Annotated in this window: 20 protein-coding genes; 5 read left to right on the top strand and 15 right to left on the bottom strand. The window is 62.2% G+C overall.

What is annotated here, in order from left to right; genetic code table 11:
- Nucleotide 1 precedes the first annotated feature (1 nt).
- The 3 genes from JDV75_RS09550 to JDV75_RS09540 are packed head-to-tail and all read left to right on the top strand — an operon-like array spanning nt 2 to nt 2,472.
- Nucleotides 2-316, top strand: a complete 315-nt coding sequence (locus JDV75_RS09550) for a hypothetical protein (RefSeq protein ID WP_198738996.1) — start codon at nt 2-4, stop codon at nt 314-316.
- Nucleotides 317-349: 33 nt separating this feature from the next.
- Nucleotides 350-1,522, top strand: a complete 1,173-nt coding sequence (gene menE / locus JDV75_RS09545; RefSeq protein ID WP_198738995.1) for an o-succinylbenzoate--CoA ligase — start codon at nt 350-352, stop codon at nt 1,520-1,522.
- Between the two features lie 56 nt (nt 1,523-1,578).
- Nucleotides 1,579-2,472 carry a 1,4-dihydroxy-2-naphthoate polyprenyltransferase gene (locus JDV75_RS09540; protein ID WP_198738994.1) on the top strand — a complete coding sequence of 298 codons (894 nt, stop codon included), beginning with the start codon at nt 1,579-1,581 and terminating at the stop codon, nt 2,470-2,472.
- 25 nt (nt 2,473-2,497) lie between these two features.
- On the opposite strand, the gene JDV75_RS09535 is transcribed toward JDV75_RS09540, so the two are convergent.
- Complete coding sequence (locus JDV75_RS09535) at nt 2,498-2,818, bottom strand: DUF4229 domain-containing protein (protein WP_248096174.1); 321 nt, start codon at nt 2,816-2,818, stop codon at nt 2,498-2,500.
- Nucleotides 2,819-2,893: 75 nt separating this feature from the next.
- Between JDV75_RS09535 and JDV75_RS09530 the strand changes: the two genes are divergently transcribed.
- Together JDV75_RS09530 and JDV75_RS09525 are read left to right on the top strand one after the other, a co-directional pair.
- Entirely contained in the window at nt 2,894-3,199 is a 306-nt protein-coding gene (locus JDV75_RS09530; protein WP_198738993.1) for a hypothetical protein, read from the top strand.
- A gap of 288 nt (nt 3,200-3,487) precedes the next feature.
- Nucleotides 3,488-3,889: an ArsR/SmtB family transcription factor gene (locus tag JDV75_RS09525; RefSeq protein WP_198738992.1), complete on the top strand. Its 402-nt coding sequence runs from the start codon at nt 3,488-3,490 to the stop codon at nt 3,887-3,889.
- A gap of 39 nt (nt 3,890-3,928) precedes the next feature.
- On the opposite strand, the gene rfbA is transcribed toward JDV75_RS09525, so the two are convergent.
- The 14 genes from rfbA to hemL form a co-directional block, all read right to left on the bottom strand.
- Complete coding sequence (gene rfbA, locus JDV75_RS09520) at nt 3,929-4,798, bottom strand: glucose-1-phosphate thymidylyltransferase RfbA (protein ID WP_198738991.1); 870 nt, start codon at nt 4,796-4,798, stop codon at nt 3,929-3,931.
- The gene (gene rfbC, locus JDV75_RS09515; protein ID WP_336244325.1) at nt 4,795-5,433 is read right to left on the bottom strand and encodes a dTDP-4-dehydrorhamnose 3,5-epimerase; all 639 of its coding nucleotides are present in this window, start codon (nt 5,431-5,433) and stop codon (nt 4,795-4,797) included. Before rfbC ends, rfbA begins: the two co-directional genes overlap by 4 nt.
- A gap of 28 nt (nt 5,434-5,461) precedes the next feature.
- Entirely contained in the window at nt 5,462-6,466 is a 1,005-nt protein-coding gene (gene rfbB / locus JDV75_RS09510) for a dTDP-glucose 4,6-dehydratase (RefSeq protein WP_198738990.1), read from the bottom strand.
- A gap of 30 nt (nt 6,467-6,496) precedes the next feature.
- The gene (locus JDV75_RS09505; protein WP_198738989.1) at nt 6,497-7,135 is read right to left on the bottom strand and encodes a LysE family transporter; all 639 of its coding nucleotides are present in this window, start codon (nt 7,133-7,135) and stop codon (nt 6,497-6,499) included.
- Nucleotides 7,136-7,311: 176 nt separating this feature from the next.
- Nucleotides 7,312-10,140 (bottom strand): Rib/alpha-like domain-containing protein, encoded by a 2,829-nt coding sequence (locus JDV75_RS09500; protein ID WP_198738988.1) that lies wholly within the window; start codon nt 10,138-10,140, stop codon nt 7,312-7,314.
- Nucleotides 10,137-10,856 (bottom strand): hypothetical protein, encoded by a 720-nt coding sequence (locus JDV75_RS09495; RefSeq protein WP_198738987.1) that lies wholly within the window; start codon nt 10,854-10,856, stop codon nt 10,137-10,139. The genes JDV75_RS09500 and JDV75_RS09495 overlap by 4 nt, the downstream gene beginning before the upstream one ends.
- Nucleotides 10,857-10,874: 18 nt before the next feature.
- On the bottom strand, nt 10,875-12,032 hold the full coding sequence (locus JDV75_RS09490; protein ID WP_198738986.1) for a Rib/alpha-like domain-containing protein: 1,158 nt from the start codon (nt 12,030-12,032) through the stop codon (nt 10,875-10,877).
- A 62-nt stretch (nt 12,033-12,094) separates the two neighbouring features.
- Nucleotides 12,095-12,868 carry a Rib/alpha-like domain-containing protein gene (locus JDV75_RS09485; RefSeq protein WP_198738985.1) on the bottom strand — a complete coding sequence of 258 codons (774 nt, stop codon included), beginning with the start codon at nt 12,866-12,868 and terminating at the stop codon, nt 12,095-12,097.
- A gap of 439 nt (nt 12,869-13,307) precedes the next feature.
- Entirely contained in the window at nt 13,308-14,297 is a 990-nt protein-coding gene (ccsB, locus tag JDV75_RS09480) for a c-type cytochrome biogenesis protein CcsB (RefSeq protein ID WP_198738984.1), read from the bottom strand.
- Nucleotides 14,298-14,403: 106 nt separating this feature from the next.
- A complete protein-coding gene (gene resB, locus JDV75_RS09475; RefSeq protein WP_198738983.1) occupies nt 14,404-16,002 on the bottom strand; it encodes a cytochrome c biogenesis protein ResB in 1,599 nt (532 codons plus the stop codon).
- 178 nt (nt 16,003-16,180) lie between these two features.
- Complete coding sequence (locus JDV75_RS09470; RefSeq protein WP_336244324.1) at nt 16,181-17,002, bottom strand: cytochrome c biogenesis CcdA family protein; 822 nt, start codon at nt 17,000-17,002, stop codon at nt 16,181-16,183.
- Nucleotides 16,999-17,601, bottom strand: a complete 603-nt coding sequence (locus tag JDV75_RS09465) for a TlpA disulfide reductase family protein (protein WP_198738982.1) — start codon at nt 17,599-17,601, stop codon at nt 16,999-17,001. The genes JDV75_RS09470 and JDV75_RS09465 overlap by 4 nt, the downstream gene beginning before the upstream one ends.
- Before the next feature lie 2 nt (nt 17,602-17,603).
- Nucleotides 17,604-18,206, bottom strand: coding sequence for a histidine phosphatase family protein (locus tag JDV75_RS09460; protein ID WP_198738981.1), 603 nt, complete (start codon nt 18,204-18,206; stop codon nt 17,604-17,606).
- Between the two features lie 37 nt (nt 18,207-18,243).
- Nucleotides 18,244-19,560, bottom strand: coding sequence for a glutamate-1-semialdehyde 2,1-aminomutase (gene hemL / locus JDV75_RS09455; protein WP_198738980.1), 1,317 nt, complete (start codon nt 19,558-19,560; stop codon nt 18,244-18,246).
- Nucleotides 19,561-19,664: the final 104 nt, after the last annotated feature.

Genomic DNA, 19,664 nt, shown 5'->3' with positions numbered 1-19,664 from the left:
AATGTCCCTGCTCCACGTGTCCGCCACGAGCCCGTTCCGCAGCATCGCCAATCGGGTCCTCAACTGGCTGCGCCCGGTACCCGCACCGGTACCCGCTCCCCTGACCGTCCTCGCTGAACCCGTCCGGGTCCGGGAACTGCTCAAGGAGGATGACGACATCTTCGTCTGGTATCTCATCGACGCCGGAATGACCCCGGCGACGAGAGAGGACGTCGAACTGGCCTGGGTCATCCTCCACGGGTTGCGCCCCAGCGAAGAAACCGTCTCCCACCTGCGCGACGAGGTCCTTGAGCCGCTCGGACTCAATGCCGGTTAAGCGACACTGCACCGGGACGTAGAATCTGCTCCCATGAGCACCCGAATCCTGCGTCCGCTCCCCGTCCCACCGGACGACCCCGCGGCGATACTCCCCGATCTCGCCGAGGCGATCGCCGGAAACGTCACCTGGCTTCCGGTACCGGCGGGACCGGAGCGCGCGGACCGGGACCGGGCGGATCTGCTGATCCGTTCCCAACGCTGCGGAGAACCCGTGGCCCCGGGGATCGCGGTCGTCGTCGCCACCTCAGGCTCGACGGGCACCCCGAAGGGAGCCCTCCTGACCCCGGCAAATCTCGTCGCCGCGGCGGATTCCACCCATTCGGCGTTGTCCGGTGAAGGCCACTGGCTCCTCGCGATGCCGGGGCACCACATCGCGGGTCTGCAGGTTCTGGTCCGGGCACTGGTCGCCGGGACCGAACCGGTATGTCTCGATGTCTCCACAGGATTCCACGTGGATGCCTTCGCCGACCTGGCCACCCGGATGTCCACGGTCTCGGCGTCGGAGGGGCTACCCGCCTACACCGCTCTCGTCCCGATGCAGCTGGCCAAGGCCCTGGACACCCTCACCGGCATCGAGGCACTCCGCAGGTTCGATGCGATTCTCGTCGGCGGCGGGCACCTCCCCCGCCATCTCCGGAACTCATGCGACCGCCTCGGAATCCGCGTCGTCGCCACCTACGGTTCCTCCGAGACCACCGGTGGCTGCGTGTACGACGGACGCCCGGTACCCGGAGCCGGGCTCAGGGTCAGCGACGGTCGCATCCACCTCGGCGGGCCGATGATCGCGGCCGGTTACCGGACCGCTCCCCCGGACGACGACTCCTTCGCCGAACCCGGCTGGTTCGCCACACGGGACCGTGGGGAGATCACCGACGGCACACTCACCGTCACCGGACGCCTGGACGACATCATCGACTCCGGCGGGCTGAAACTGGATCCCGGGATCATCGAGAACGCGATGCTCGACATCGGTGGAATCGACTCGGCCTGTGTCGTCGGCATCCCCCACCCCCGCCTCGGACAGGCCGTGGTGGCGGCCTACACCGGTTCGATCGAACCGTGTGAGGTTGTCGAGGGGCTCGATGACCTGCCCAGGTGGCAACTACCGAAGGACATCCGCCATCTGGCGACGATGCCGACCACCGGCCCCGGGAAACCCGACCGTGACGCCGTGAGAAGGCTGTTCGCCGCACGGGAACGGTGAACGCGGACCGGGACACCGATTGAACAGACGGCACGGTGGTCAGCCAAGATGGTGACATGGCTGATTCAACCACCACCCCGTCACCCCGACCCACGGACTGGATCGAGGGCGCCCGCCCCCACACCTGGCCGAACGCATTCGCCCCCGTAATCGTGGGCTCGGGAGCTGCCGCCGCAGCCGGCGGATTCGTCGCATGGAAGGCGATCTTCGCCGCAGTGGTCGCCCTCGCACTCATCATCGGGGTCAACTACGCCAACGACTACTCGGACGGCATCCGCGGCACCGACGACGACCGCTCCGGGCCACTCCGGCTGACCGGATCCGGGCTAGCCCGTCCCGAGCACGTCCGGACCGCCGCCTTCGGTGCCTTCGGTGTCGCAGGTGCGTTCGGCCTGGTTCTCGCCGCGACGAGCGCATGGTGGCTGATACTCCTGGGGGCGCTGTGCATCGCGGGCGCGTGGTTCTACACAGGAGGCAAGAACCCCTACGGGTACCGGGGCCTCGGCGAGGCCGCCGTTTTCGTGTTCTTCGGCCTCGTGGCGGTTCTCGGCACCGAATTCACACAGGCCGGCCGGATCACGTGGACCGGACTGGCTGCCGCGGTCGCGGTGGGCTGTTTCTCCTCCGCGGTGAACCTGGCCAACAACCTCCGGGACATTCCGACGGACGCCGCCAGCGGAAAGATCACCCTCGCGGTCCGACTCGGCGACCGGGAGACCCGCCGCGTCTGGGTCCTCCTCGCCGGGGCTCCCTACCTGCTGAGCCTCGCAGTCGCCGCCGCACACCTTCCGGCACTCGCCGCGCTCATTGCGCTACCGGTGTCGGTCGTGGCCGCCGAGCCGATGGTTCGGGGACGGACCGGACGGGACCTCATTCCGGTCCTCGGAGCCACCGGGAAGGCCATGCTCCTGTGGTCCACAGTCACGGCGATCGCACTGACGCTCAGCTGAACGGCCTCTCCCGGGAACCGCAGACTCAGCGGGCGGCCAGCTGTTTCTTTACCCACTCCTTGTGCGCCCGCCGCTGCGCGTTCCACACCGCCAGGTTCCGGGTCACCCGGAGACGCAGGGACCGGAACACGAACATCGAGAGCGGGAACGCGACCAGCAGCGCCAGCAGCGATGAGATCACCAGGGGCACCGGTGCACCGATCAGAACAGCCAGCCCCTGGATGATCACGGTCAGCAGAAGGAACAGCCCCAACCGGGCGAGGCCGTAGAGCACCATGTCCCGTCGGACGCGACCACGTAGTTCCCGGTCGAGTTCCGGGGCATCATTGACGGCATTTTCACTCACATCCACCGACACTACTAAACGCCGGTACGGGGCCCGTATTGTTGTTGGGGTAAACCCTGTCGGAAGGAATCCCCTGTGGGACGTCTCATACTGCTGCTCCTGATCATCGTCGTCATCGTTCTGGTGTGGAAGGCCTTCGGCCCCGGAAGCCGCCAGCGCTACCGCACGACACCGGCGCAACCACAGATCAAGGGGCCGGACGACGACGATGACTTCCTCTGGAGCATCAAGAAGCAGCGTTTCAAGGAACGCCGAGCCGCCGAGCAGGCCGCCCGCGAGGAAGAGGAACGCATGCGTCGGGCACGGGAGAAGTACACGCAGCGACCGGAAACGCCGAAAGAAGGCGACGGATCCGACAATCCGGACTCCTCCCGCGAGTGACTTTGGTCACTCGCGGACCCTGCGCCGCAGTCCCCCCAATGGGACCACCGACCCACCACCCCTGAATCAAGGTGGATTCAGGGATTCCGACTCTCGACCACATAGGTCCAGCACACCCCCGGTTTCGGGACATCCACGAACCGAGACCGAACGCCGGAAACAGTCGAACGGCACCCGACCAACCAAAGAGTGATCCCGGTCTCTACCCGATCCATCTTGAACAAAACGGCACGGACCAGCAGTTATTAGGCTACCCACAGTTACGCTATATTGGGCAGCATGCCCTTCATGAAACAGCCGACCGACCCCACGAGCGGAGAACCGGGCCACCATCAGGCAGCCCCCACCTCCGGAGGTATCGCCGTCGACGAACGCCCGGATTTCACGGGCGACAACGCTGTCCGGGCACTCCCCCCTGAACTCAGCGAACGCGCCAGCGAGCTGTTCAAGGCGCTGGGGGATCCGACACGGTTGAAACTTCTTTACCTCATCGCGGAGAGCGACACCACCGAGATCTGCTCCCACGAGCTGTCCGTCGCCCTCCAGGTCTCCGCGCCGACCATAACGCACCACATGAAGAAACTGGCCGCCGCGAAGCTGGTCAACCGGGAGCAACGCGGAAAATGGGCCTACTACACCGTCAACTCCGATGAATTCAACCGGGTCCACTCCCTGATCCACGAGCTCTGAGAGCCGGCCCCAGAGCTTTCCGCAACGGAAGACGGCGGTTCATCTACCCCGCTGCAGCGTCTGCAGCAGATAATCCCCGTAGCCGGACTTCCGCAACGACTGCGCCCGTTCCGCGAGCTCAGCGTCATCCAGATACCCCATCCGCCAGGCGACCTCCTCCGGGCAACCGATCTTCAGCCCCTGCCGCTGCTCGATGGTACGCACGAAATCCCCCGCGGCCATGAGGAGGTCAACCGTCCCGGTGTCCAGCCACGCCGTACCCCGGGGCAGCACCTGAACCTGCAGCCGCCCACGTTCCAGATAGGCGGAGTTGATGTCGGTGATCTCCAGCTCCCCCCGGGCGCTCGGCGTCAACCCCCGTGCAATCTCAACGACATCATTGTCGTAGAAGTAGAGCCCCGGTACCGCGTAGTGCGACTTCGGTACCGCAGGTTTCTCCTCGAGCGCCAGCGCACGGCCGGAGGCGTCGAACTCGACCACCCCGTAGGCGGAGGGGTCCGCCACCCAGTACGCGAAGATCGCCCCACCCACCGGATCCGTGAACCGCCGGAGCTGGGTCCCCAACCCCGCACCGTAGAAGATGTTGTCCCCGAGAATCAGCGCTACCGAATCATCCCCGATGTGCTCCGCCCCGAGAATGAACGCCTCCGCCAGACCGTTCGGGGCGGTCTGCGTCGCGAAGCTCAACCGGATGCCGAACTGGCTGCCGTCGCCGAGCAACCGCTCGAACTGGGGCCGGTCCGCGGAGGTGGTGATGATCAGGATGTCGTCGATACCGGCGAGCATCAGCGTCGAGAGCGGATAGTAGATCATCGGCTTGTCGTAGACGGGGACGAGCTGCTTGCTCACGCCCAGCGTGATCGGATGCAGGCGCGAACCGGTCCCACCGGCGAGGATGATGCCCTTCACAGTCCGGCGTCCTCATTCGCCAACGCCCAGCCATTCTTCAGCTCGGACTCGTGGGCGAGGCAGTCCCCGACATCGGGAAGTATCCCGGATTCCCGGGCGGAGGCCAGGGACGGCGCGGCGATGTCCTTGTCGGAAACGATCCGCTCTCCCGTCACCACCGGCCACTCGATGCCGAGCTCCGGATCGAAGGGGTCAATGCCGTGCTCGACCTCCGGGTTGTACCCGGCGGAAGTCAGATACACGACCGTCGCTTCGGTGACTGCGGCGAACCCGTGGGCGAACCCCACCGGAATATAGAGGCAGCGCCGGTTCTCGTCATCGAGTTCGACGGCCACGTGCCTGCCGAAGGTGTCCGAGCCGACGCGGATGTCGACCACCACATCAATGATCCGCCCGTGCACGCACGTCACCCACTTCGCCTGCCCGGGCGGAACATCCGCGAAGTGCAATCCCCTCACCACCCCGGGCCGGGACACACTCAGGTTCGCCTGCTGCAGGTCAAGCGGATAGCCGGTGTGAGCCTCGAATCGGACGGCGGAGAACCATTCGTGAAAACTCCCGCGTGCATCGGGGAACACACGGGGATCATCGATGAGTATCTCTGGCAGATCGGGGTGCGGTGCAGGCATAGGCATAGCCCCAGTCTATCCACGCGCCACGCAGCTAGCCGATGACTTCCTCGGTGATGGCGTATTTCTCCTCGGCCGAGGCGCGCGTCTCCCGCCACCATCCCGGGTTCGCCCGGTACCACCCCACGGTCTGCTCGAGACCCGACCGAAAATCCGTGTAGCGGGGTTCCCACCCGAGAGCCAACGTCGAGGAGGCGTCGATGGCGTAGCGACGATCGTGCCCGGGACGGTCGGTGACATGAACGAAGTCATCGCGCCCGCGACCGAAGATCTCCAGGAGATCGCCCACCACCGCGCGATTCGACCGCTCCCCGTCCGCACCGATGAGGTAGGTCCGACCGATCTCACCGCGTTCGATGATCGTCCAGACCGCATCGTTGTGGTCGTCGACGTGGATCCAGTCCCGCACATTGTCACCGGCGCCGTAGAGCCGCGGGGTTCCCCCTTCCAGGAGTGTGGTGATCTGCCGTGGGATGAACTTCTCCGGATGCTGACGCGGACCGTAGTTGTTGGAACAGTTGCTGATCGTGGCCTCAAGTCCCGCCGAGCGGACGTAGGCCCGCACGAAGTGATCGCTCGCCGCCTTCGACGCCGAATACGGGCTGGAGGGACTGTAGGGAGTCTCCGGGGTGAACCTGGCTGGATCGTCGAGATCCAGATCGCCGAACACCTCATCGGTCGAGATGTGATGGAACCGTACCCCGTGCCGCGCCGCGGCCTCCACGAGTGTCACGGTCCCCTCGACGTTCGTCCGGACGAAGGCGAAAGGGTCCCGCAGTGAATTGTCGTTGTGACTTTCCGCCGCGAAATGCACCACCAGATCAGACTCGGCGACCAGCTCGTCGACGAGATCCGCCGCACGGATATCCTCCTTCAGCAGCGCGAACCGCGCGGGATCCAGACCCGTGAGATTCGCGGGATTGGCGGCGTAGGTCATCGCGTCCAGGACGGTGACACTGGCATCGGGGCGGCTGTCCAGGGTACGGCGGACGAAGTTCGAGCCGATGAAACCGGCACCACCGGTGACGAGGATTCTCATGCCGCAGATTCTAGTGCCGGAAACAGGGTGTCAATGACCCGCGGCGACCAACGCGGCCATGAGAAGAAGCAGGAGGCCGCCGGTCGCCTGGATCCACATCATTCCGCCGTTGGATCCGGTGAGCCAGCCGCGGACCCGGGCCGCTGCCTCCACCCAGGCGGCATCGATGAAGAAACCGGTGATGATGGGGACCAGACTGAGAATCACCAACCCCGGCAGAGGATCGGCGTCGGCAGGCAGATACCCGGGGATGATCGTGCCGAACATGACGATCACCTTCGGATTCGATGCGCCGACGAGTAGACCGGAGAGGAATGCCGCCCGCGCACCGTTGCTTTCCGGCCCGAACTCGGGAATATCGAGGCTCTCCGGCTGCCGACGTGATCTCCAGGCGGCGCGAATGTAGACCAATCCCAGAGCGATCAGCACCACCACCCCAACCCAACGGAGGATGGTGAGGAAACTCGTCGTCCTCGCCGCAATCGTCCCCACCGCAGTTAGTATGAGAACCCCCGTGAACGCGATTCCGAGACTGTTCCCCATGACCCCGGCCATTGCAGGGCGCCGCCCCACCGCAAGTGCCTGACCCACGAGGAACACGATGCTCGGACCGGGCACCGCTATGAGAACACCGGACACCACGGTCAGTGCAAGGACAGCGGACAGCACAGAGGGATTACTCCTGATTCATAGAGTTGTCGGACTACCCGGGACACCCTACGGCACCCACGACGTTCCACCTGATCCGAGACACCGCGCAGCTGCCAGCAGTCTTGAGAAACCAGGAAACCCCCGGGGGTTTACCTCCTACCTGAGGAAACTACCCGACGATCACCGGTACATTCTCATCGTCTGATACCGAGCGCATTGAACAAGGCGTTCAGTTGTCTGGTGGTTGTCAGCCACCCGATCAACGGAACCGCGATCAGGAACAGTACCGAGAGGACTCGGGTGACCTGGATGATGGCGCCTCCTGAAGAACTGCCCTCCGGATCCACGTCCGGGGTTTCGGTGGGCTCACTCGTCGGCTCCGAGGTGGGCTCCGACGTTGGATCTGCCGCAGAGAATTCGATCTCGATCTTCACAACCCGTGGATCCGTACCAGCGTCGAAACTGACCAGAACGGGAATCTCCACCTTCATGCCGGCGTCACTCTCAGTCGGCGTGTAGGTGACCAAACCATCCTGATCGACGAGAACTCCGTCAGGTGCGGAATCACCGACGGTGAAAGTAGCCCCGGCGGGAACGTCGACCGGATTACCGGAATCAGGATCAGTGAACACGACCTGCACAAGCACCGGTTTATACACATCCGCGTCCTCAACGACCGGCGCGCCGGGGACCGGCTGGCTGGGTTCGGGTTCGGGCGTGAACCCGACGTGGAACACCGCACTGAGTTCCTCTGATGTCCCATCTGCATAGGTCACGACCAGCGGAACCGTGATGGTTCGGCCGTCAACGGCGAGCCGAGGTGTGAAAACCACACGTTGGCCGTCTGCAACCTCAGCTCCAAACGGGGCACCATTTCCGAGCCGAACGACATACCCGACAGCGGCAACGTCACCGGGGAACTCAATCGTCGCGGTGGCGGGTTCTCCGGCAGCAGCGGTAACGGGGCGATAAACAGGGTCAAATCTATCCCTGTCTGCCAAAACAGCCTCTTCGGTGATGTTGAAGGTCACCGTCACATCATCGAAAGTACCGTCGGAGAAGTTGATTCTGACCGGGACCTCCATGACGGTACCGACCTCAGAAGAATCCGGACGGATAGTTATCGCGCCGGTGGTTCCATTCACCCTTACATTCTCATCTGTTCCCAAATACGAGAACCGGGTACCGGCAGGGATCCGCACTGTAGCCTCGCCATTCTTTTCGAAACTCGTCCTACCAATTCGAATCACCCGTCCACCAAGGTACCGCACGTCTTCAGGAGAACACTGGACAACATAGTCTTCAGCGGTAGGTACTTCCCTGGGAAGCGCAGAACCAATTCGGAACTCGACATAGGCCAAATCCTCGGATCCGTCAGGATAGAAGACGGCCACGGGAATATTGACCACACTATCCGCGTCATCGACTCCCAGCCGGAGGGTGACTTTTCCGGTATCGGGATCAATCTCAACACTGCTAGGTGCCCCTTCCCCCGGCACAAACCTCACTGCATCCGCCGAAGAAATCTGGATTCTCTCACGCTCTGAGGTGGCAACTTTATCCGCCATCGGAACTCCGGACACGACATCTGATTCTGTATCTCCAGCAAAAACGGAATCGTAGTAGACATCGTACTCATCAGAAACTGTTGAGATATCCCGGTCCGGCTCCGCAACCTCACGTTCCGAAATCATGTAGAGGATAACTCCTACATTCTCACCACCGGACGGATATTCAGCACGCACCGAGAGTGTGTAGCTTCCGGTTGTAGCGTCTTCGTCCGGCGAAACAGTAACCTCCCCGGTATCTGTGTCAAGCTCCGCACAGGATGGCCAACGACCCACTTTATGGAAAACAGTACCCGCTGGAACATCGACAAAGGAGGCATCACGGGAGAAAACTTGAACAGGAGAACCACTTCGGAAAATCTGCCCTCTCTTGACTTCCGTTTCCACAATCCGGTAGTACAGAGTCGTAAATCTGTATACTTCCAACCGGGAGAAACGAGCCGTACTCCGACCGACACTTCCGTCCTCGTAAACAATCTTTACATCAACGCCGAGGAACTTAGGAGTATCTTCTCCGACATCCAAACTTACGACACCAGTCTCAGAATCGATGGAAACGCCATCGGGAACCCGACCAGCCAGTTCAAATCGTCGGGTTCCGGAATATTCTCCGACAGTTTTCGGCATCTCGGTGGAAACCGTAGTTCCGGGCTCGATTCCAACGACAGGGCTGTAGGCGACGTAGGCACCACCGAAGTAGGAAACGGAGATCTTCACCTGAGTCTCTATCTCCCTCCCCTCGGGGAGAGTGACCACTACAGGAATGTAAATCTCAATGCCCCTGTCGGAATCAGCCGGCACGGTGAACTCAACGTCTCCGTTATCCTGGACCGTAGCTCCTTCGGGCGCGCCCCCGCCCAACCTGTAGCTGGTTCCATCGGGAGCATCGATGTATCGATAGTAGTCCAATGCGAAAGAGACACTGGAATGAACCGATTCTCCGGGACTCGCGGTGTTGCTGGGGTAGCTAGCACTTATCCTCGATTCGTCCGGAACTTCGCGGAATCGAACGGGAACTGTCGTGGCGCTGCCGTCCGGGAAAGTCGCCGTGACAATCGTACCTATGAGCCCGCCGACATAGTCGTCGGGGACGGGCATCGAAACCCGGCCGTCGGAATCCACCTCAGTCCCAGGTACAGCCGCATCAGGCACGGAGAATACTGGGACTTCAGCAGAATCTATCGGTGTGTACGAAGGCACAGAAGATACAGCAACTTCTCCGGGAACGGCTATTTCTCGGGTGGAATAGTTCAAACCCGAATAATCCGCTTGGTTTACCGATTTGAACGTGATTATCGCTCGATTAATGGAACCATCAGCGTAGACAACCTCCACAGGTACCGCCGCTGAGTCACCGGTTTCCAATCCCGAAGGGTCGAATGTCACCTCGCCGCTTTCAGGGTCGATGGTCGCGTTCTTCGGAGCGTTCTCCGAAAGGGCCAACTCCCGAATCATCGAATCATAATCAGTCGGTGTTCCATAGAACTTCGGCTCAACCTTGGTTGTGGCCGGAACCCCGAGGATCGCTGAAACACTCTCGTCCCCCCCCACGAGAGACCGGCAAATTTCCTCACGGTAAATTTGAAAGAAGATACCTTGGAATCTCGACCCGAGATCGCGAGAATGACACTACCCTCCACCACTGAACCAAATTCGGCATCTCCACTTGGAACATAGGAAAAAATGCCAGTCCTGGGGTCTATCCTCAGCCCCTCCGAGTACCCCGGCTCAAGAGAAAATTCGGCACCCTCAGGCACTGTATCCAGGTCAACAAGTTCATAGCCACTGTAGAAGCGTGGAGAAATACTTGCCTCCAGGCCCCTATAGGAATTACTCTCCCCGTAGGCCATCCTAAAACCGTCCAAGTCAGCTGTGCCAATGACATGGAGCTTGAAAGAAATCTCTTCACTCGTGCCATCGGCGTAGATGACCTCGACCGGGATGTCGATATCGGAGCCTGCTTCAGACAGTTTCGGAGTGTAAGACACTGAATCCAGACTGTTGAATCCGTAGCTCTTACCGCCCGCTGGTGGTTCTTTCAGATCGACAACATAACGATCCGAATCCGGGGTATTCATGTACGGACCTTCAAATTGCAAGTACCTTGAGTAAGTCTCCCCCGGGACAGCGAATTCAATTTCACCGATATACGGGTCGAGAGCGTCCTTCATTGAAGTTACTTTGACGGATTACTCAAATTCGAATTTTGAGCCATCTTTGAATGTCAACGTAGCTGGAGTAGCGAAATCTCCTTCCGCGTTTCCAAGTACCTCTATTCCGCCGCCCGAGCAGCTTTTATCGGGCTGATTGGATATCTCCCACTCAGCACCTTCGTGAAACTCGCAACTTTCAAGAAGTTGCAATATCTGCCACCTTTGCAGATCGTGACCGTAGGTTTTTTCGACCTCAATTTCATAGATCTGTACAGTTTGACCTGTATACCCGGTTACTTCGTCGGTGTTAACACGGTATTGATCAGCATCTTGCGGAGGATCTCCTACTACGAAGGCGGCTCCGGACCGCTCTTTTGTTCCATCGACGTAGGAAACTTCCACGTTCGCAAGAACGAATCCCTCATCATCACTGGCCGAGGCATCCAGTGTGACGACGCCCGTGGATTCATCGATTGATAATCTCTCGTCGGGCGAATCGACCAAGTTGTAGCTTGCGACGATTTTTTCGGGTTGGTCACCGGTCCAGTAACCGCTTGGTTCCTCATTTGGTTCGAGCTTTCCAGACTTTCCCGGATCCAACTGAAGCACTTCATCCGGATACCGAATGTCAATTGCTTCAGCAATCGACAAGATAGTCAACGTTTTAACTTCCGAATGGACCTCTTCGCCATTTGGAAGTGTTGCGATGACAGCAAAAGTGGCTTCATTTGTCTTTTCTGTGAGTTCCGGTTCCGCCATTACTCTCCCACTTTGGACATCAATTGAGATACCCTCCGTAGTCTTTTCGCGGTCAAGCCTATAGGTGACGCCTGCTTCATCTAAACCACTGCTGTAAAACAGGTAGGTCCATGTAGGACCAAATTCTCCGGAACCGCCATAAATCAACCGTCCCGCAGAATAATAGTCAAACGATAAGACTTCAGTTGCGGGACGTACTTCGAATACGGCATCAACTACGCGAATTACTCTTCTCTCAGCAGAAAAAGTAACCGGAACAGTTCTGGTTTTATCTAGGTCATCGGCGGTGGGAGTCCACGTGAGCGCGGCCGTTCCATCTTCGGCATTCAGGGTAATATCCGAGTCATCCTCGGGGATCGAAACGGTTACGAGTTCTGAGCCGTATTTCGGCCCCCCGTAGGTGCCGGTGCCTTCGAGTTGAATAGTTACCGGCATTCCGACGAGTGCCGATTTCGTTCCGAGGTAGCTGACTGCGATTTCTTCCGCACTTGCAATCGTCAGTCAATCGTCAGTGCAACATTGATTCTCTCAGCAGACTTGTCCACATATGTGACGTTGAGGGGAACTTCAATTGTTTTCCCGTACTGGCCGTAGGTTGCCTGGACCACTATCGACCCATTGGAGTGCACAACTATTCCGTCTACCGGCTCAGCCAGTTCAACGGACTCCAGTGCCGCTTCACCGTAGCGGGGCGTTCCGTCATGGGTCAGGAACCTCAGTGGCACCCCGCTGGGAAGCATCGGATTCTCGATGTGCGTATCGCTGTACCGGAGATCATAGTACTCACTGAATTTGGCGACGTCGAAACTTGCCGCCGCCTCTCCGGTTGAACCGTCATCATATGTTAGTACCACCGGAACCTCGACGAGTGTTCCCAGCTGATCAGACGTTGCGGTGAGTGTGACCGTCCCGTAGTCGTCGACCTCCGCCCCTTCAGGTGCGCCATCGCCAAGTTTAAAGGAGACGACACCGAAGCGACTGGCCGAATAGTCTTCCTGATACTCAGGCGTCAGCGGATCGTCCATACCGATGCACGATGTCACGTCAACCCCGACGCCCGCCACGGTCTGCCCGTACCAGGGTATGACAAGGTCTGCCCGACTACCGTTCCCCTCTACTTCGTCGGCGTTCGCGATTGCACCAACCAAAGGAGGTTGGACCACCACGATGGTGGGAGCCAGTAGCGCTACTGACGCCACTGCCGCGATGTATTTCACACGGCTGACCCTGGAGGTCCCCATTGCCCGGAATCCTGAATTCGGTCGTTTCATTCGCACTCTCCTGGGGGTATCGAGGTGCGCCGGTTAACGAGGCTTAATACCGTGACGGGCACACCAAACGAAGGTAGTTGCCCCTCCCAAAGTAGACCCATGACAACGGGAGGGGTGGATTCTAATTCTCGAAAGTAGTACCTGCTCCGAGGACACTTTTTGGCAAGGTTGTGCATTGGTATTTTTGTGCCTCAAATGTCGTTTCGGTGCACTATTGGGAATTAGGAGCCGCTCGCCCGCAATATATACCGTTGGATTTGGGGGTGATTTCATCAATTCCAATACCCATAGATAGCTCCATTTATTTAGAGCATGATCAAGATTCGCAGATATCTCCCTCCGTTCAGGTGCGCCGTCTCTGGTTTCATCTTGAGTCTCATCCCCCTCCACAGAAAAACCCTCCCGCGACGGGGAGGGTTTTCGGTATCCGATCAGGGTGTCAGTTGGCCAGGCCCGCGTAGGAGTGCAGGCCGGCGGTCACCAGGTTGATGAAGAAGAGGTTGAAGACCATCGCCGCGAGGCCCGCGATGTTGATCCACGGGGCTGCCTTGCGCCAGCTCGGTGTCGAACGGGCGTGGAGGTACGCGGCGTAGAGGATCCAGGTGACGAAGGACATCGTCTCCTTCGGGTCCCAGCCCCAGAAGCGCCCCCAGGCGGATTCCGCCCAGAGGGCACCGAGGATGACCCCGAGACCGAATACCGGGACCGCCCAGGTGGCGGCGCGGTAGGCGATCCGATCGAGGGTGTCGGCACCGGGAAGCGGCCGGAGAATCTCGCCGATCCTGCCGCGTTCCTCCCCCTTGGGCTGTGCCTGGCGGAACAGGTAGAGCATCGACGCGACACCGGAGAGCATGCAGATTCCGGCACCGAAGGACACGATCGACACGTGGATCGGCAGCCAGAACGACCGGAGTGCGGGAACCACCGGCCCCGAGGCGACATGCAGTTTCGTTCCGCCGTAGAACATGAGGATGAGAACGGGTACCAGCAGCCAGGGCCACATGGCACGCAGGTCCTTCCGCTGGATCACGAGTGCGGCGATCGCCATGGTGAGGAAGGTGACGAGTGAGATGTACTCGTAGAGGTTGCCCCAGGGGAACCGGCCCGCCGACAGGCCGCGCAGCACGATGGACGCCCCCTGGAGGATGAGTCCGAGCCACAGCATGGACTGGACCATTCCACCGAGCTTGTCGACGCCGTGCACCGGCCCCGCATTCCCGACAGGTGGCGGTGGCGGATCTCCGGCGACCGTCCCGGTTCCGGCGGCACCGACCAGTTCACGCTCACGCACTCCGGTGGTCTCTGCGGCGACCTGGCTTGAACGACGGATGTAGTAGACGAGCGCGATGACGAGACCGATGACGTAGATCACGAACGCGGTCCGGTACGACAGATCGGAGAAATACGCCAGGTTGCTGTTGACGGGCATCAGATCCAACTCTCGGTGTCACATGTTCCTGACCGTGGCTCAAGCCGCCACAGTTGTTCAAAGGTCCAGCTTACGCTACCTCAATCAGACGGTTCCACCCGGGAAGTCACTCGTCGTCGTCCCCTTCATCCTCCGGGAGACCGAGCAGTCTGCGGTGGAATCGACCGTGTTCCTCACCCCATCCGGCGCTGTCGGTGCGGGAGAGCCCGGCGGTCTCGACGACCGTCTCCCCGTTCTCGTCGCTGCGGACGCGCACCCAGACGCGGCGCCGTTTCACGGCGAGGGAGAGCACGAGTCCGCCGAGCATCGCTATGGCGCTGACGAGAACCCACCGCTGGGTCGGGTCGTGGCTGATCTGGAGGTTGACGAACTCATTCGCGCCGTCGAACGTCACACGCGTGCCGTCATCCAGGGTCACGGATTCCCCGCGCAACAGATTCACGCGCTCGATCTTCTGCATCGCACCGCTGTGGATCTGTCCGGAGTCGAGGCTGAAGATGCTCTGTCCCCGGCCCGCGTCGAGTCCCGTGTCGCCGCGGTAGATGTCGATCGCGAGTGCGGGATCACGCATGGCGGGGAACGCGGAGCTCAGGAGTTCCCCGTTTTCACCGGTGAACTGGGCGGTGGGGGCGAAGAGCCCCTGTATTCCGATCTGGTTCTGGCGTCGCTCGAACAGGTCGGGATACATGCCCGCTGGAGGATCGAAGCGCATCGCCCCGGAGGAAAGGAAGTAGGTCAGGTCATCGGGTCGGAACTGCACCATCTGGGTGCGGGACTCCCCGTTCGGCCAGGTCACCGTGATCTGGGGGGCGAATCCGTGGCCCTGGAGATAGATCCGGTCGCCCTCAATCCGCAGGGGATGGTTCACCTGGAGGGTGTAGGGCTCCCAGTCCGAGGGGTCGCTGAAGATGTCATCACCCTTCGCCCAGCGGATGTTCGACGTGAACATCTCCGCTTGGCCGTTGGCCAGGTAATCGGCGGTGAAATCCTCGACCTCCACGCAGAACGGGGAAAGGTCGGTGCCGTCGACCAGCGTTCCCCACCTGTAGGAGTCGTAGTTGGCGAAGGCGGTGTTGCAGAACTGGGAGTTGTCCGCTCCAGCCACGACTATGACCTGTCCCTCGTAGTACACCAGCCTGCCGAGACCGATGGTGAACAGGATTCCGACCAGGCCGAGGTGGAACACGAGGTTGCCGAATTCGCGTGCGTATCCGCGCTCTGCGGACAGTGACCTCGCCCCTGCGCGGTCCTCCTCCGCATTGTATTCCGCCACACGCCACCCCCGGAGCAGGACGCGAGCACGGGCGATCAGCTCATCGGGCGCTTCTTTCACCCGCCCGGAACCGTGGTGCGGAAGCCGAGACAGGTTGCGTGGTGTCCGCACGGGCCGACTGCGCATGGAACGGTAGTGCTCGAAGGAGCGCGGGAGGATGCAGCCGATCAGGGAGATGAACAACAGGACGTAGATTGCGGTGTACCAGCTGGAACTGAACACGTCGAACAGTTCGAGCCGGTCGTAGATCTCCGCTACCCGGCCGTTCGCCTCGATGTAGTCCGTGACCGTCTGCTCATTGAGCTGGCGTTGCGGCAGCAGGGCACCGGGGATCGCGCCGAACGCGAGGAGGAACAACAGGGCCAGGGCGGTGCGCATGCTGGTGAGCCAGCGCCATGCCTTGAGCGGATACCTGGAGAGGGTGGTCAGCATCGTCGGGGTCTTCGTCCTCCAACAGGGAAACGGGTGCCGGGGTGACTGGCCCCGGATGGATCATCGACGTGTCAATCTACCAGTGACGACACCAGCGGCCTGATTCGTGGATCTGAATACCTGCACCATCCGGGGTGGGTGCCACCGACCGGGCCTCACCGGTAACGTTCCGGGCCGTTTAGATCAGTGTTCCGCCGTATTCGACGGTCCACTGCCGGACCCAGTTGATGAAGTGCGCCCACTGGCCGCTGACGAGTGCGAGTCCGACGAGAATCAGGGTCACTCCGCCGATGACTTGGATGGTGCGGGAGTGTCTCCGCAGCCAACCGATACCGCGCATGGCGGAGGCTGATCCGAGTGCCACGATGATGAATGGAAGTCCCAGGCCCAGGCAGTAGGCGACGATGAGCGCGACGCCGCGCGCAGCGGTCATGCCCTCCGTTCCGACGGAGACGGAGATGATCGCGGCGAGGGTCGGGCCCAGGCACGGGGTCCATCCGAGCGCGAACACACCGCCGAGAAGGGGCGCGCCGACCCAGGTGGACCACTGGCGGGGGTGGATCCGCCGCTCGGTCTGGAGGGGCCGGATGAATCCGAGGAACGCGACACCCATGATGACGGTGACCACTCCGCCGATGCGTTGGAGCAGTTCGGCGTTGAGGGTCAGGGCGCTGATCGCACCGAACACGGTGGCGGTGGCGAGGACGAAGATGACGGTGAACCCCAGGACGAACAGGAGCGCCGCGCCCGCGACGCGCCACCGACCGCGTCTGGCGACGCGGGGACCGCTGTCGGGTGTGTACTCCATCTCCCCGCCGACGACGCCGGCGAGGTAGGACATGTATCCGGGAACGAGGGGGACGACGCAGGGGCTGGCGAAGGACACCAGCCCGGCGAGGGCCGCCGCGAGCAGGCCGAGCAGCAGCGGACCGGACACCGCTGCATCGGCGACACGGGAACCGAACCCGGCGTCCGCGAGCAGGATGAGACCTTCGGTCACGGGGCCTCCTCCAGGAGCGGTCCGGTGACCGCGAGGATGTCATCGGCGGTGATCTCCCGGAGGAACACGGCCGCGGGACGATGTTTCCTGTCGAGGACGATCGTCGTGGGGATCACGGAGGCGGGGATGCCGCCGAGGGCCGCCGCTGTCTTGAACGGCGGATCGTAGATGGAGGGGTATGTCAGCCCGTTGTCCGCCATGAAGTCGCGGGAGATCTCCGGGGCGTAGTCCCGGACGTTGATCCCGAGGACAGTGCCCCCGTGACCCTCGAGCGTCTCCTGTACCACCTGGAGGTCGTCGGATTCCGTGCGGCACGGTCCGCACCACTGGCCCCAGGCGTTCAGGACGACGACCTGGCCGTCGTAGTCGGACAGGTTGATGGTCTCCCCCGGGTTCTTCAGCGATTCCCCGGAGAACGGGGTGACCGGGCGGCGTTCCTCCTCGGGATAGGTGATCTCGAGGGCGCCGCCGGGTGAGGCGAACTGGAACGTCTCCACCGTGGCAGCGGGAGTGTCTCCGTCGTCGGTGGAGCAGCCTGCGATCAGGATCGCCGTGGCCACCAGTGCTGCGGTGAGTGTGCGGCTGGGGCGGGAGGGCATCGTCAGATCTCCTGCGCGGGTTCCGTGTAGTAGATGTCGCTGATCTCCCTGTCCTGGAACACCAGGGAGGTCACGGAGGCGAGGTTGCACTGACGGGACAGGTGCGCCAGCGGCAGTTCCCGGACGGTACGCTGCACGCAGACGACTGGCAGCTGGTGGCTGACGAGGATGGCCTCGTGTCCCTCGGCGTCGTGCCTCGCGTTCTCCACCGCGGTCATCATCCGTTCGGCGATCTCGGTGTAGGGCTCACCCCAGCTCGGTTCCCACGGGCGGGCCAACAGCGGCCACCGGGAGGGGTTCCACAGCTGGGACCGCCACCCCTTGGTCCGCAGTCCCTCGAACCGGTTCCCCGCCTCGAGCAGATTCTCGTCGGTGTCGATTTGGCAGCCGGTGATCCGGGCGAAGGGCTCCGCGGTCTCCTGAGCCCGCTGCAGGGGCGAGGCGCGGAGAACCGTGACGTCGTGGCCGGTGAAACTGGCCGCGGTGCAGGCGGCCTGGCTGCGTCCCCTGGCGGAGAGCCGGTATCCGGGGATCCTTCCGTAGAGGATGCGTTCGGGGTTGAAGACCTCTCCGTGCCGGACGAGGTGGACGATCGTGGTGCTCATGGGGCGCTTTCGGTCGTGGTGTGGTGCTGTGGCTGGATCAGGCGGTGGCCGCGGCGGCGGCCTTCGCCGCGGGAATGAGGGCGGTCTCGATACGCGCGAAGTCGTCGTCGGTGAGCGCTGAGGAGACGAACCAGGTCTCGAACACGGACGGGGAGACGAACACCCCGTTGTCCAGCAGTGCGTGGAAGAACGGCGGGAAGCGGAAGGTGTCCGCGGCCTGCATGTCCGCGAAGTTCCGGCCCTCCCCGTCGGCGAAGCGGACGGAGAGCATGTTGGAGGCGCGCTGGATGTGGTGGACCACACCCTCGCGGGTCAGGGCCTCGGACACGAGGGCGTCGAGCCGGTCGGCGTTGGCATTCACCGTGTCGTAGATCTCCGGTGTGGCGAGACGCAGTGACGCCATGCCCGCGGCCACGGCGACGGGGTTTCCGGAGAGGGTTCCCGCCTGGTAGACGGGTCCGCCGGGGGCCAGACGTTCCATGATGTCGCGGCGGCCGCCGAAGGCCGCCGCCGGCAGACCACCGGAGATGACCTTGCCGAAGGTCGTCAGATCTCCGGAGACCCCGTCGACGCCGTACCAACCGGAGTAGGAGGTGCGGAAGCCGGTCATGACCTCGTCGATGATCAGGAGTGCGCCGTCGTCGTGGGCGATCTCCTTCAGCGCGGCATTGAAGCCGGGGGCAGGGGCGACGGTGCCCATGTTTCCGGCTGCGGCCTCGGTGATGATGCAGGCGATCTCACCGGCGTTCTCGGCGAAGGCGGCGCGCACGGCGTCCAGGTCGTTGTAGGGCACGACGATCGTGTCCTGCGCGGTCGCCCCGGTGACCCCTGGCGAGTCGGGGAGGGAGTACGTGGCGACGCCGGAGCCGGCGGAGACCAGCAGCGAGTCGACGTGTCCGTGGTAGCAGCCGGCGAACTTCAGCACCTTCGGCCGCCCGGTGTACCCGCGGGCCAGTCGGACCGTCGACATAGTGGCCTCGGTGCCGGAGTTGACCAGGCGGACCTCGTCGACGCTCGTGCGCTCGACGACGAGCTCGGCGAGTTCGACCTCGGTGGTGGTGGGGGCGCCGTAGCTCAGTCCGCGGGTGGCGGCGTCCTGCACGGCGGCGACGATCTCGGGGTGGGCGTTGCCCATGAGCATCGGGCCCCAGGAGCAGAACAGGTCGACGTAGTCGTTGCCGTCCACGTCGGTGAGGTGGCTGCCCTCGGCGGAGGCGATGAAGCGGCTCTGCCCGCCGACGGAACCGAAGGCCCGGACGGGCGAGTTCACCCCGCCCGGGGTGAGCGCACGGGCACGCTCGAACCAGCGTGCGGAGCCGTCGGTGTTCTGGGACGTCGGAAAGCGTGAAGTCATGGGGCCATTGTAGGCGGTGCCTGCGTGGTCTCCACGTCGCACGGGCCCCCTGGCCAGGAGTACACCATTCCGCAGCGGATAACTTGACTCTTGTTGCATAGAGC

Source organism: Corynebacterium meridianum (genome assembly GCF_016342265.1).
In the GTDB taxonomy this organism is placed as follows: Bacteria; Actinomycetota; Actinomycetes; order Mycobacteriales; family Mycobacteriaceae; genus Corynebacterium; species Corynebacterium meridianum.
The sequence above is the reverse complement of the archived record's forward strand: the minus strand, read 5'-3'. Positions and strand labels throughout refer to the sequence as shown.

Excerpts from the sequence above, each read along its gene's own strand:
- JDV75_RS09550 (WP_198738996.1), top strand. The coding sequence starts at position 2 with ATGTCCCTGCTCCACGTGTCCGCCACGAGCCCGTTCCGCAGCATCGCC.
- menE (WP_198738995.1), top strand. The coding sequence starts at position 350 with ATGAGCACCCGAATCCTGCGTCCGCTCCCCGTCCCACCGGACGACCCC.
- JDV75_RS09540 (WP_198738994.1), top strand. The coding sequence starts at position 1,579 with ATGGCTGATTCAACCACCACCCCGTCACCCCGACCCACGGACTGGATC.
- JDV75_RS09525 (WP_198738992.1), top strand. The coding sequence starts at position 3,488 with ATGAAACAGCCGACCGACCCCACGAGCGGAGAACCGGGCCACCATCAG.
- rfbC (WP_336244325.1), bottom strand. The coding sequence starts at position 5,433 with ATGCCTATGCCTGCACCGCACCCCGATCTGCCAGAGATACTCATCGAT.
- rfbB (WP_198738990.1), bottom strand. The coding sequence starts at position 6,466 with ATGAGAATCCTCGTCACCGGTGGTGCCGGTTTCATCGGCTCGAACTTC.
- JDV75_RS09500 (WP_198738988.1), bottom strand. The coding sequence starts at position 10,140 with ATGATTCGGGAGTTGGCCCTTTCGGAGAACGCTCCGAAGAACGCGACC.
- JDV75_RS09495 (WP_198738987.1), bottom strand. The coding sequence starts at position 10,856 with ATGAAGGACGCTCTCGACCCGTATATCGGTGAAATTGAATTCGCTGTC.
- JDV75_RS09490 (WP_198738986.1), bottom strand. The coding sequence starts at position 12,032 with ATGCCGGTAACTATTCAACTCGAAGGCACCGGCACCTACGGGGGGCCG.
- JDV75_RS09485 (WP_198738985.1), bottom strand. The coding sequence starts at position 12,868 with ATGAAACGACCGAATTCAGGATTCCGGGCAATGGGGACCTCCAGGGTC.
- ccsB (WP_198738984.1), bottom strand. The coding sequence starts at position 14,297 with ATGCCCGTCAACAGCAACCTGGCGTATTTCTCCGATCTGTCGTACCGG.
- resB (WP_198738983.1), bottom strand. The coding sequence starts at position 16,002 with ATGCTGACCACCCTCTCCAGGTATCCGCTCAAGGCATGGCGCTGGCTC.
- JDV75_RS09465 (WP_198738982.1), bottom strand. The coding sequence starts at position 17,601 with ATGCCCTCCCGCCCCAGCCGCACACTCACCGCAGCACTGGTGGCCACG.
- JDV75_RS09460 (WP_198738981.1), bottom strand. The coding sequence starts at position 18,206 with ATGAGCACCACGATCGTCCACCTCGTCCGGCACGGAGAGGTCTTCAAC.
- hemL (WP_198738980.1), bottom strand. The coding sequence starts at position 19,560 with ATGACTTCACGCTTTCCGACGTCCCAGAACACCGACGGCTCCGCACGC.